This window comes from Leifsonia sp. T36S-04, from assembly GCF_042465655.1.
Lineage (GTDB): Bacteria > Actinomycetota > Actinomycetes > Actinomycetales > Microbacteriaceae > Leifsonia.
In genome coordinates, this window is the sequence record NZ_CP146286.1 from 1,845,383 (window position 1) to 1,857,673 (window position 12,291).

Annotated in this window: 12 protein-coding genes and 1 tRNA gene; 4 read left to right on the forward strand and 9 right to left on the reverse strand. The window is 70.0% G+C overall.

Going from position 1 to position 12,291, the window contains the following annotated elements:
* Positions 1 to 4: 4 nt before the first annotated feature.
* From P3F85_RS08960 to P3F85_RS08980, 5 genes are read right to left on the reverse strand one after another with little or no spacing between them, the layout of a single operon-like run.
* Complete coding sequence (locus P3F85_RS08960) at positions 5 to 763, reverse strand: hypothetical protein (protein WP_374006856.1); 759 nt, start codon at positions 761 to 763, stop codon at positions 5 to 7.
* Positions 751 to 2,451, reverse strand: a complete 1,701-nt coding sequence (locus P3F85_RS08965) for a serine/threonine-protein kinase (protein WP_374006858.1) — start codon at positions 2,449 to 2,451, stop codon at positions 751 to 753. The genes P3F85_RS08960 and P3F85_RS08965 overlap by 13 nt, the downstream gene beginning before the upstream one ends.
* A 5-nt stretch (positions 2,452 to 2,456) precedes the next feature.
* On the reverse strand, positions 2,457 to 3,689 hold the full coding sequence (locus P3F85_RS08970; protein ID WP_374006860.1) for an FHA domain-containing protein: 1,233 nt from the start codon (positions 3,687 to 3,689) through the stop codon (positions 2,457 to 2,459).
* 7 nt (positions 3,690 to 3,696) lie between these two features.
* The gene (locus P3F85_RS08975) at positions 3,697 to 4,515 is read right to left on the reverse strand and encodes a PP2C family serine/threonine-protein phosphatase (protein ID WP_374006862.1); all 819 of its coding nucleotides are present in this window, start codon (positions 4,513 to 4,515) and stop codon (positions 3,697 to 3,699) included.
* On the reverse strand, positions 4,512 to 5,579 hold the full coding sequence (locus P3F85_RS08980) for a TerC family protein (RefSeq protein WP_374006864.1): 1,068 nt from the start codon (positions 5,577 to 5,579) through the stop codon (positions 4,512 to 4,514). Before P3F85_RS08980 ends, P3F85_RS08975 begins: the two co-directional genes overlap by 4 nt.
* A gap of 201 nt (positions 5,580 to 5,780) precedes the next feature.
* Between P3F85_RS08980 and P3F85_RS08985 the strand changes: the two genes are divergently transcribed.
* Positions 5,781 to 6,008, forward strand: a complete 228-nt coding sequence (locus tag P3F85_RS08985) for a KTSC domain-containing protein (RefSeq protein WP_374006866.1) — start codon at positions 5,781 to 5,783, stop codon at positions 6,006 to 6,008.
* 83 nt (positions 6,009 to 6,091) lie between these two features.
* Positions 6,092 to 6,544, forward strand: a complete 453-nt coding sequence (locus tag P3F85_RS08990) for a DUF1801 domain-containing protein (RefSeq protein ID WP_374006867.1) — start codon at positions 6,092 to 6,094, stop codon at positions 6,542 to 6,544.
* A gap of 79 nt (positions 6,545 to 6,623) precedes the next feature.
* Here the strand turns inward: P3F85_RS08990 and P3F85_RS08995 are convergent.
* From P3F85_RS08995 to P3F85_RS09005, 3 genes are all read right to left on the reverse strand, one after another.
* Positions 6,624 to 6,699, reverse strand: a tRNA-Glu gene (locus P3F85_RS08995).
* 95 nt (positions 6,700 to 6,794) lie between these two features.
* On the reverse strand, positions 6,795 to 7,697 hold the full coding sequence (locus tag P3F85_RS09000) for a diacylglycerol kinase family protein (RefSeq protein ID WP_374006868.1): 903 nt from the start codon (positions 7,695 to 7,697) through the stop codon (positions 6,795 to 6,797).
* Positions 7,698 to 7,750: 53 nt separating this feature from the next.
* Complete coding sequence (locus tag P3F85_RS09005) at positions 7,751 to 9,868, reverse strand: heavy metal translocating P-type ATPase (RefSeq protein WP_374006870.1); 2,118 nt, start codon at positions 9,866 to 9,868, stop codon at positions 7,751 to 7,753.
* An 86-nt stretch (positions 9,869 to 9,954) separates the two neighbouring features.
* Between P3F85_RS09005 and P3F85_RS09010 the strand changes: the two genes are divergently transcribed.
* Entirely contained in the window at positions 9,955 to 10,593 is a 639-nt protein-coding gene (locus P3F85_RS09010; RefSeq protein ID WP_374006872.1) for an MBL fold metallo-hydrolase, read from the forward strand.
* A gap of 13 nt (positions 10,594 to 10,606) precedes the next feature.
* Positions 10,607 to 11,998: a deoxyribodipyrimidine photo-lyase gene (locus P3F85_RS09015; RefSeq protein WP_374006873.1), complete on the forward strand. Its 1,392-nt coding sequence runs from the start codon at positions 10,607 to 10,609 to the stop codon at positions 11,996 to 11,998.
* Between the two features lie 18 nt (positions 11,999 to 12,016).
* On the opposite strand, the gene P3F85_RS09020 is transcribed toward P3F85_RS09015, so the two are convergent.
* Positions 12,017 to 12,280, reverse strand: a complete 264-nt coding sequence (locus P3F85_RS09020) for a hypothetical protein (protein ID WP_374006875.1) — start codon at positions 12,278 to 12,280, stop codon at positions 12,017 to 12,019.
* Positions 12,281 to 12,291: the final 11 nt, after the last annotated feature.

The window sequence follows — 12,291 nt, forward strand, 5'->3', positions numbered from 1 at the left end:
CGCGTCAGTCGCCCGCCCCACCATCCCCCGGGGCCGCACCCGGGTCAAGACGCGCGGCCGCCCCCTCAAGGAGGGGCAGATCCTCCACGCCGACCAATCGTGTGGTGACCGCGTACTCCACGAGCCGGGCACGCCGGTTCGTCGCCAGCTTGTCACGGCCGCCGCGCAGCCCGGCTACGCCGAGCTTGTCGAGCTTGTCGCACACGTTGTCCAGCTTGCGATTGAAGGTCGTCATGCTCCAGCCGAGACGCTCGGCGGCCTCCGCCGACGTCGGGATGGTGCCGCGCCCGGGGATGGTCTGGGTCAGGATGCCTTCGGCCAGGGCGACGATGAGCTGCCGCTGGGTGGTCGTCAGCGTGACCGGGAGGACCGTCGTGGAGCCGCCCGAGGAGTCGACCTGGACAGCAGTGTTGAAGTAGTCCTCGTCACTCGAGATGGTGAAGTCGTAGGTGGTCGCGCCAGCGCTGAACATGACGTGCATCGTCTGGAACACGATCGGCAGCTTGGCCCCGGGCGCGAGCCAGGCCTGCATGGTGCCCGTCGCATCCGTCACCGTCGCCGTCAGGAGCGTTCCGACATTGCTCAGCCACCACATCCCGAAGTCGTGCCCGACCGTGAGGAAGCGGCGGTGCAGGTACGGATTGTCATCGATGGTCAGCTCTGCCTCCCGGCCGATGCCGAACTCGCTCGCAGGATCGACCCAGTAGACCTCGCCGCAGAACTCGACGGTGAGCGGCTTCACGGCGGCCGTCACGATGCACACGCCTTCAGCGGCTGCGAGGTGCGACCCGCACGGACGGTGGCGATGTCGATGCAGACCGGCACGCCGGGAGTGAGGCCCGGGACCGTCACCTTCGGCTCCGCTGTCACGGACGGGCCGTTCGTCGTACCCTCCTGCACCCAGGTGTACTGGTCGCCCTTCTGGGCATCCTCGGTCTTCCAGACGAAGGTGGCGCTCGCGCCGTCCGGAGCCCGGACCGCGGAGACCAGCACAGGCGGCGGCACGACGGTCACCGCGATGGAGCTGTCGCCGCCCGAACCCGTTCCGTGGCTCTCCGGTGATGCGGATGGTGCGAGCACGTTCGCGACGACGGCGGCGGCCACGCCGAGCACGATCACAGCGGCGGCACCCGCGCCGATCCAAGCGAGCAGGCGTCTGCGAGGGTCGCGGGGGCGGTCGTCGTCGCGCGGGGCGCCGGGATCGGCCGACGCGTCCCCGTCGGGCTCGTCGCCGGGGGACGCTGTCTGGGAGGGACGCGGCCGGAGAACGGTGTGCTCGGCTGCCTGGGTCCCGGCGCTGTCCGGCGAGTCCGGTGCCGGGGCGACCGGCGAGATCGGGACGACGCCTCGCACCAGGGTGGCGGCAGCCTCAGCCTGTGGAGCCGTCGCGGGCGGTTCAGCATCCCGAGCCGGGCGCGCAGGAGCGGCCGGCTGGGCCTGGATGGTGGCGACCGACCGGGCGCGCGTCTCCTGCTCGTCTGCGCCACCCGCGCCGCCGACTCCACCCGGGGCGGGACGCATGTCGCCGAGGCTCAGATTCGGGACGTCGATGCCGGTGGGAGCGAGCCCCAGCTCCAGCTCGACGCGCTGCAGCGCGCGGGCGAAGTCGACGGCCGACGCGTAGCGGTCCTCGCGCCGGGTCGCCATCCCGCGACGCAGCGACGCCGTCAGCGAGGTGGGCACGTCCGCACGGTCGAGCGGGGAGATCATCCCGCGCTCGATGCGGCCCATCAGGTCGAGCGTCCCGTTCGACCGGCCCGGCACCTCGAACGGTGTACGCCCCGCGAGGAGGGTGTACACGGTCGCCGCCAGCGAGAAGATGTCGCTGCGCACATCCGGATCCGGGTCGTCGGAGAACATCTCCGGCGGCGACCACGGCACGCTCAGGCCGACACTCCGGCTGCCCGAGGTCGCTGTGTCCGTGGGCTCGCGCCGCAGCTCGGACAGCGTGGTCGTGTGGACCGGGAGTTCCTCCAGCGCCGACGCGATGCCGAAGTCGGTGAGCGCGGGCCAACCGAGTGCGGTGGTCAGGACGTTCGCCGGCTTGATGTCGCGGTGCAGGATGCCCGCGGCGTGCGCCGTTGCGACGGCACTGGAGAGCCGGATTCCGGTGCGCAGCGCATCCTCGACACCGATCCGTTCGCGCTTCAGCCGATCGGCCAGCGACGGTCCGGAGCAGTACTCCATCACCAGGTACGGCCGGTCATCCCCTGCCACCCCAGCGTGGAAGATCGTGACGATGTACGGGTGGGCCGAGAGCCGCGCCATGACGTTGGCCTCGGCAACGAAGCGGGCGCGAGCGAACTCGTCCACGCCGTCCGTGAGCAGGACCTTGACCGCGACGCTGCGCTTGGGCAGTTCCTGCTCATAGAGGAAGACGTCGGCGAAGCCGCCCGAGCCGAGCAGACGGATGAAATGGAGGCCGTCGAGCTCGGGGGGCTGCGAGGCCATGCGCCTCATCCGGTGGCCTCGACGGTCATGGTCGCGCCGCTCCCCAGGTCGATCACGGTGCCGAGGACGACCGTGGTCGGCTCGCCGCTGCGGAGCTTCTGCGGGGAGGTACCGGGCATGAGGACGAGGGTGCCGTTCCGCGAGTGCAGGTCGGTGACGACGACGCTGTCGCCTTCGACCACCACCGCGACATGCGAGCGCGAGATGTCGTCCTCGGCACTGGTGAGCGTGACGGGCCGGGCGCCGCGGAGCGACGGGACCGCCGTGACGCTCGGTGCCCGGCCGACGACGATGGGGACGGAGAGCGGCTCGCGACGACCGTCGGACAGCAGCACCGCGAACTCCTGGCGCTCCGGAGCCGGCTCCGCGGCATCCGGTGCGGCCGGCGGGCGGGCAGGCAGATCGCCGCTCATCACGGTCAGCCCGTCGTGGTCGCCTTCGCGGCGACCCGCCGCCGCCGGGTAGGAGTCGGTGATGAACCCGGGAAGGTCGATGCGCGCAGGAGGCGCCTCCTCGTCCTCCGGCCGGACGGCGGCGTCCTCGACGCTGCGGACCATGGTCGCGCCGAAGAGGTGGTCGTAGCCGGTGGTGGTCTCAGGAGTCGATGCCGAGCCGGTCCCGGCAGAGACCGGCGCGAGGGTGGCCTCGGGCACGCGGGTCTCCGGGTCCGGTTCGAGGGCGACGGGGGCGGGAGAGGCCGCAGGCGCGATGGGCGCGGGACGGGCGGCAGGCGCGGCAGGCGCGACGGCTTCGACCGGTCCGGTGTCGCGCTCGCGCTTCGGCGGCGCGGCGACGGTGGCGCCCACCTCCATCGTCCGCTCGGCTGCCGCCCAGGCGACTCCGTTCGCACGGACGACGCCCTCCACCAGGGGAAGGCCGCCGGATACGGTCGCCTCGCCCAGCGCGACCGACGCCACATCGGTGAGCTGCGTCTCCACCCACGACGAGACACCCGTCGCCCGCACCGCGCGGTCCCGGCCGGCCTCGGTGACGGTCGCCGACGCGGTCCCACGCACCGCGAGCAGCACGGCGTCGGTGGATGTGTCGAGCAGGGCGAAGGACGGCGTGCGGCTCAGCCCACTCGCCACCAGTGCATCCAGTGTCTCGGCGAAGCCCGCGCGGACCGCCTCGAAGAGCGCACGCAACCGTTCTGTGCGCGTCTCGGCCACGAGCAGAGCCCGGCCCCCTGCCGCGACGACCGCCCACTCCCCTGCTGCCGCCTGCTGAACCTCGAACACGGACGAACTACTCCCTCGGCTGCGTGTCGTCGAGCTCGCGGCCGCGTCCGCCGTCCACACGGTCACGTGTGTCGACGGGAGCCGGAGACTCCTCCCCGGTCACCGATTCAACCACGATCACGGTGATGTTGTCGTGGCCGCCCGCCTCGTTCGCCGCGTCGACCAGTGCCGAGGCGACATCGGCGGGGCTTTCGGCGAGAATCTCGGCGATCCGGCGGTCGTCCAGTTCACGGGTGAGCCCGTCGGAGCAGATGAGGAAGATCTGTCGGCCCTGTTCCGGCACCAGCACACTGTCGGCGTCGACGAAGTCCTCCGCGCCGAGCGCGCGCGTGATGACGTTCCGCTCCGGATGCACGGACGCCTGCTGCTCGGTGATCAGCCCCGCATCCACGAGCTCCTGGACCGCCGAGTGATCGACCGTGAGCTGGCGGAGGCCGCGTCCGTCCCACGAATAGACGCGGGAGTCGCCGACGTTGACGACCATCCACTGCTCGGTGGCCAGTTCGGGCACGCGGACGCGGACGATGCCGGTCAGGGTCGTCCCCGCGACCGCGGCCCCGGACTCGTCGGCGCCGGACAGGGCGCGGACGGCCGCATTGGCCTCGTCGATCGCACGGAGCACCTCGTCGGGGGTGGGTCGCGTTCCGGCCTGCAGAGTGCGCGCCAGGCTCTCCACCGCCGTACGGCTCGCGAGGTCTCCGCGTGCGTGGCCTCCCATTCCGTCGGCGACGACGAACACCGGATCCTGCGCCAGAGCGCTGTCCTCGTTGACGTGCCGGACCGCTCCCGTGTCGCTGCGGACGCTCACGCCGACGAGAGAGCTCATGTGCGAGGGTCCTCCTGGGTGCGGTCGACGGCCGCGGTCTCGGTCTCGTCGTCTTCGGAATCGTCGCCGTGGATGGCCTCGGCGACAGTGGAGCCGCTCATCCTGAGCTTCACCAGACTTGCAATCGTAGCGACAACCATCGACCCCACGATCACCGCGAGCGACGTCCAGGTGCTGATGTCGGGAGCCCACTCGATGGGGTGCCCGCCGTTGATGAACGGCAACTCGTTCTCGTGCATCGCGTGGAACACCAGCTTCACCCCGATGAAGGCGAGGATGAACGCGATCCCGTACTTGAGGTACACGAGCTTGTCGAGAAGGTGACCGAGTAGGAAGTACAGCTGCCGCAGGCCCATCAGCGCGAACACGTTGGCCGTGAACACGATGAACGGGCTCTGGGTGATGCCGAAGATCGCCGGAATGGAGTCGAGGGCGAACAGCAGGTCGGTCGTCCCGAGCGCGATGAACACGATGATGAGCGGCGTGAACATGCGACGGCCCGCCACCGTCGTCCGCAGCTTGTTGCCCTCGTACTGATTCGACACTTTGAGGTGCCGACGGGCGAACCGGATGAACCACGAGTCCTTCTCGCCCTCGTCGTCGTGGTTGCCGAACGCCTGGTTGAACGCCGTCCAGAGCAGGAACGCCCCGAACACGTAGAAGATCGCACTGAAGCTGGCGATGAGTCCCGCGCCCAGAAGGATGAAGATGCCGCGGAACACCAGCGCCAGGATGATGCCCACCATCAGCACTTCCTGCTGGTATTTCCGGGGCACTGCGAACCGGGCCATGATGATGACGAAGACGAACAGGTTGTCGATGCTCAGGCTGTACTCGGTCAGCCATCCGGCGAGGAACTGCCCGGCGTGCTCCGCATCGCCGATGAGCAGCATCAGCAGCGCGAAGATCAGCGCCAGCGCGACGTAGAAGCCCACCCAGAGCGCCGACTCCTTCGCGCTCGGGATGTGCGGCCGCTTGAAGATGATCAGCAGGTCGAAGATCAGGATGGCGAGCAGCACGACGAACGAGCTGATCTCGAACCAGAGGGGTAGGGCGCTTTCCACAAGGGACCTTTCGGAGGGCGTCGGACATCGCCGAAAGTCTCTCCCGCACCGCATGGTGCCGCTGTGCCCGGGCCTGCCTCCGTGGCCGACCGTGATGACGTGCACAGCGCCGGCCTCGCGCTCACGCTCGCGACCGTCCGGGATACTCCCCTTCGCTCCGGCCATCCTAGCCGCGTGGGCGCCGCGCGATAGTGTGCGGGCGTGGAGCGTGTGCGGTTCGAGAGCTCGGTGATCGCGTCGGCGGGGTACGACGCCACCGTGCGGACGCTCGAGATCGAGTTCGTCTCGGGCGAGGTGTACCGCTACTTTCTCGTGCCGGCGCGGGTCTGGCGCGAACTGCGGAGTGCCGAGTCGGCAGGTGCGTACTTCGGCGCGCACATCCGCGACCGCTACCCCGAAGAGTGGATGCCGTCCGGCGGGACGCGCTGACCGCGCGACCGGAATCGGGCCGCGCGCCAGGTCCTCCCGGTCGCTAGCCTGAACGGGTCGGATCCGGGCGAAGGGGCAGGACGATGACCACAACACCGCGCGACGAAGGACGCTTCTCAGCGGAGGAGCGCGCCGCCATTAAGGCACGGGCCGCGGAGCTGAAGGCGGATGCGCGCGCCGCGAAGGCCGCCGACCGGGCGGCCGCCGACGCAGCCGCGCAGAGGGAGAAGATCGCCAGTATGCCCGAGCCCGACCGGACGACGGCTCAGCGCGTGCACGAGATCGTGACCGCGGCCGTGCCGGAGCTGGAACCGAAGCTCTATTACGGCCAGCCCGGCTGGGGACGGAACGGCAAGGTCGTCGTCTTCTATCGCAGCGGGCTGCAGGACAAGCTCCGCTACGGCACGCTCGGTTTCAGCACCGACGCGGCGCTCGACGACCCCGGCGGCCTCTGGCCGACCGCCTACGCGATCGACCACCTCGACAGCCCGGGCGAGGCCGCGATCGCCGCACTCGTGAAGCGCGCGGCGGGCTGAACTCGATCGTTCGCCGGGAGGGACTTCGCGACCCCACGAAAAAGCCCGGACACCAGTGAATGACTGGTATCCGGGCTGTTGGTGACCCCAGCGGGATTTGAACCCGCGTTACCGCCGTGAGAGGGCGACGTCCTAGGCCGCTAGACGATGGGGCCGTCTGGCAACTAGAACATCATGCCACATTCGGGGTGCTGGTGCCAAAACGAGGGCGGCGTCCCGGGCGCGTCGTCCGGGCTGGCGCGGTTTGGTCTCAGGCGAGGACACGAAGGGCGCCGGGAACCACGGTCACCTCGATCGGGAGGGGCCCGATCCGCTCCCCGTCGGCGTACGCCACGATGCCTTCGGCCTCGATCCGGACGCTGGCGACGGGCAGGATGGTGACTTCCGGCAGACCGGTGTGCCGACCGCGGAAGACCTTCGGGAACACCCGCAGGAAGCGCAGCCGCGACATGCGCGCCACGATGAACAGCTCCAGGCGACCGTCGGACAGGTCCGCATCGGGGACGATGCGCATCCCGCCGCCGAGAGAGCGGTTGTTGGCGACGGAGACGAGCATGGCATCCACCTCGATGAGACGGCCGTCGGCATGGATGCGATAGGTGCGCGGCTTCAGTGTGGCGAGTTCGCGCACGAGGGCGACGATGTATCGGCTGCTGCCGCGCGGGCGGCTCATCAGGTTGGCGCGCTCGTTGACCGTCGCGTCGAAGCCGGCCGAGACGACGCAGCCGAACCAGGTGGTCAGCTCGCCGTGGCGGATCGTTCCGGCGTCGATGGTGCGCGGCTCCCGCTGGAACGCGGCGAGGAGCAGATCGATGGCGGCCTCGGTGTCCCTGATCGGGATGCCGAGGCCGTCCGCGAGGTCGTTGCCCGTACCGCTCGGCACGATTCCGAGCGGCAGGCCTGTCTCGGCGACGAGGTCGATGCCGAGGTTCGCCATCCCGTCGCCGCCGACCACCACCAGAGCGTCGGCGCCATCCTGGATCGCCTTGGCGGTCTCGCGACGGAGCATCTCGATGTTCGCCTCGTCCATCGCGACGACCCGGTGCCCGGCCTCACGGAGTCTTTCGACCACGCGGGGGCCGACGTCACGGCGGTGGCCGAAGGACGCCATGGGGTTGACCGCGACGACCACGGCCCGCGATGTTGCGGTCACAGTGCACGATGATGACACACCGCGCCGCCGGTGCCTGCGCGGCGCGGCGCGGCTCACAGACGCAGGCGCCGCAGCAGCTGGGCGTTGAGGGCGACGACGATGGTGGAGATCGACATCAGGACGGCGCCGAAAGCAGGCGAGACGACGACTCCGAGACCGATAGCCACACCGGCCGCCAAGGGCAGGGCGATGACGTTGTAGCCGGTCGCCCAGGCCAGATTCTGCAACATCTTGCGGTAGGTGGCCCGCGAGAGCGTGATCACCTGCGCTACGCCGCGCGGGTCGCTCGACGCCAGGACGACGCCGGCGGACTCGATGGCGACATCCGTGCCCGCGCCGATCGCGATGCCGACGTCGGCCTGAGCGAGCGCCGGGGCGTCGTTCACCCCGTCGCCGACCATCGCCACACGGGACCCGTCGGACTGCAGCCGCGCGACCGTGCCGGACTTGTCGCCTGGGAGAACCTCGGCGAAGACCTCGTCGATGCCGAGCTCGCCGGCGACCGCCTCGGCCACGGCGCGCGAGTCGCCGGTGAGCATGGCGACGCGGATGCCACGCTCGCGCAGCGACCGGACGGCCTCCCGCGACTCGGCGCGGACGACATCCGCGAGCGCGATCAGACCGAGCACCCGGTCGGACGAGAGGACGTAGACCACCGTGCGGCCCTCGCTGCCGGAACGCTCTTCCGCGTCGCGAAGGCCCACGTCGGGCACGAGGCCGCGTTCGCCGAGCAGCCGGGGAGCACCCACGGTGATGGTCTCGCCGCCCACGACGGCGGACGCACCGCGACCACCCAGCGCTTCGAACTCGGAGACTGGGGCGACGGCAAGTCCGCGTGTCCGGGCCTCCCGGACGATGGCGGCGCCGATGGGATGCTCGGCCGGCGCCTCGACGGCCGCGGCGAGCGCGAGCAGGCGATCCGCGTCGCCGTCGGCGGCGACGACCTCGACGACCCCTTGGCGTCCTTCCGTGAGGGTCCCGGTCTTGTCGAAGAGCACGACGTCGATCCGGCGGGCGTCCTCCATCGCGTGGCGATCGCGGATGAGGAGACCCTTGCGAGCGCCGAGGGCGGTCGAGATCTGCGCGACGAGCGGGATCGCGAGCCCGAGAGCGTGAGGGCAGGCGATGATCAGGACCGTGACCACGCGTTCGAGGATGAAGGACGGGTCGCCGGGACGGAGGAGGGTCCAGACGACGAGAGTGACGACGGCCACGGCGAGCGCCACGTAGAACAGCCATGCGGCGGCACGGTCGGCGAGCACTTGCGCGCCGGACTTGCTGGCCTGCGCGTCCGAGACGAGCTTCATGATCCCCGCGAGGGCGGTGTCCCCGCCGGTGCGGCCGACCCGTACGACGAGCGATCCGCTTCCGGAGATGCTGCCGGCGACGACCTGCTCCCCCGGTCCCCGGGTGACGGGCCTCGACTCGCCGGTAAGCAGGGACTCGTCGATGTCACTGCGGCCGTCGACGATCTCGCCGTCGGCGGGGACGGCGGCTCCCGGGCGCACCCGCACGAGATCGCCCACCTTCAGGTCGGAGACGGGGACGGTCTCGGGTTCGGCGTGGGGGTCGGCGACACGCTCGGCCGTGTCGGGCAGGAGCTTCGCCAGCTCGCCCAGGGCGTCCTGGGCTCCCATGACGGCCGACATCTCGATCCAATGGCCGAGCAGCATGATCAGGATGAGGGTCGCGAGCTCCCACCAGAAGTCCATGCCCGGCAGGCCGAGCGTCACCGCGAGGCTGTATCCGAACGCCACGACGATCGCGAGGGAGATCAGCGTCATCATCCCCGGCTGCTTCGCCTTCAGCTCATCGACGGCGCCGCGCAGGAAGACGAGTCCGCCGTAGAAGAAGATGGCGATGCCGAAGACGGCGGGGATGAACTGACTGCCCGGGAATCGCGGACCGTCGAGCCCGAGGATCTCCTGGAGGCCCTGCGAGAAGACGAGCGTGGGGATGGTGAGGACGAGCGTCAGCCAGAACTTCCGCCGGAACACCGCTGGATCATGGCCGGCGTGGCCCGAGTGGTCGTGGCCGGAATGCCCCGCGTGACCGGAATGGTCGGCGTGACCCGAGTGGTCGTGCTCGTGCGCCTCGTGGTGGTCGTGCATCGCGTGGTCGTGCGCCGCGTGATCGTGTGCGACGACGCTGGGCTCGTTGTTCTCGTCCATATCGGCTCCAACAGTACCCCCTGGGGGTATATTCCTCAACCGGATCGCGCTTGCGTGCGCATCCCATCCGGTATTTCCTGGGATCCATGAGACTGACGAAGTTCGAACACTCCGGATTGCTCCTCGAACAGGACGGGCGGAAGCTCTTCATCGACCCGGGAAGCTTCACCTCTCCCCTCACCGACACCGCCAACACCGTCGCCGTGGTGATCACCCACGAGCACCCGGACCACTGGACTCCCGAGCAGTTGAAGCGCGTGCTCGATCTCTCGCCCGAGGCGACCATCTACGGTCCGGAGGGCGTGGCCGCGGCGGCGTCCGACTTCGACATCACGGTCGTCCACCCGGGCGACACCGTGGAGGTCGAGCCCTTCACCCTCCGCTTCTTCGGAGGCCGCCATGCGGTCATCCACGAAAGCATCCCGGTCGTCGACAACGTGGGCGTCCTGGTGAACGACCAGCTGTACTACGCGGGCGACTCCTTCTTCGTGCCGGAGGAGGTGCAGGTGGACGTGCTGGCGGCCCCCGCCGGAGCACCGTGGATGAAGATCTCGGAGACCATGGACTACGTGCTCGAGGTGAAGCCGAAGCGCAGCTTCCCCATCCACGAGATGGTGCTGTCGCGGGCGGGCAAGGACATGGCCAACGCGCGCCTGCAGTGGTCCACCGAGCAGAACGGCGGTACGTTCTTCGCGCTCGAACCCGGCGATTCGCTCGACCTGTGACCGTCGCCGCATCGTGAGCGCCGAGCGAGAGCACGACCGCCCCGCCGTCGTGTGGTTCCGTGACGACCTCCGTGTCGCCGACAATCCCGCCCTCTCCGCCGCCGTCCAGTCCGGGCGACCGGTCCTCTGCGTCTTCGTGTGGGATGACGAGACGCCGGGACTGCGCGCGCCGGGCGGGGCGGGCCGGTGGTGGCTCCATCACAGCCTCGCCGCGCTCGGGGACTCGCTCCAACGGCTCGGCGCGGCGCTCACGGTGCTTCGCGGTCCGAGCGAGCAGGTGCTCGCGCACCTGTTGCGTGAGACCGACGCCGCCGCCGTGTTCTGGAATCGGCGCTACGGCGGCGTCGAGCGGCAGATCGATGAGGCCGTGAAGTCGGCCGCCCGCGCGGCCGGGCTGGAGGCCACGAGCTTCGGAGCCAACCTGCTCTTCGAGCCGTGGACCATCCGGACCGGCCAGGGAACCCCGTTCTCGGTGTACACGCCGTTCTGGCGCGCCTGCCTCGCCGCTCCAGCGCCCCGCAAACCCGGGCCCGCACCGGCCTCGCTCCGGCGCGCTGCACTTCCGCGTTCTGTTCCCGACGTCTCGCTCGACGATCTCGAGCTGTTCCCGACGCATCCCGATTGGGCGGCCGGACTCCGGGAGACGTGGGGGCCCGGCGAGGCGGCGGCTCGCCGGCAGCTCGAGCGCTTCCTCGCCGACGACCTGGCGTCGTACCGCGCGGAACGGGACATTCCGGGCGTCGACGCCACCTCCCGGCTCTCCCCGCGCCTGCGCTGGGGCGAGCTCAGCCCGCACCAGGTCTGGTACGCGACGCAGGAACGGCGCGACCGCTCGACCGCGGAGGGCGCCGCCACCTTCACCTCCGAGCTGGGGTGGCGCGAGTTCGCCTATCACACGCTCTTCGAGCATCCCGAGCTGGCGACCGTCAACATCCATCGCGAGTACGACTCCTTTCCATGGCCCCGGCTGCATCCGTCCGCACTTCGGTCCTGGCAGAAGGGTCGCACCGGCGTGCCCCTGGTGGACGCGGGAATGCGAGAACTGTGGACAACTGGCGTCATGCACAACCGCGTGCGCATGGTGACCGCGTCGTTCCTTATCAAGAACCTGCTCATCGACTGGCGGCTCGGAGAGCAGTGGTTCTGGGACACCCTCGTGGATGCGGACCCGGCGAACAACGCCTTCAACTGGCAGTGGGTCGCGGGCAGCGGCGCCGACGCGGCACCCTACTTCCGCGTCTTCAATCCGGAGCTCCAGCGCCAGAAGTTCGACCGGAACGGCGACTACGTGCGACGCTGGGTGCCGGAGTGGGACACCGGCGACTACCCCGATCCGATCGTCGACCTGGCCGAGACCCGCCGCGCCGCGCTCGCGGCCTACGACGTCGTCAAGCGCTCACGCTGACGGGGGCCGCGTGGCGGCTCACCGACCGTGCTCGGCCAGGATCTGGTCGACGTCGATGCGCAGCAGCAGCGCCTCCCAGTCGAGGGCGCGCGCCTCGTCGGCCTTGTCCTCCTCCGCGAACACGCGACCGCTGCGCTCGACCACGATCCCCTCGGGGATCATGCGGTTGAGCTCGGCGAGGATGGCGTCGTCGACCGCTTCCGTGTCGAAGTCGGCACCGACGCGCGCGAGGTAGTCCCCGGAGACGGTGTAGGACACGATTCCGGTTTCGATGCGGCTCATGCTCCGCATGC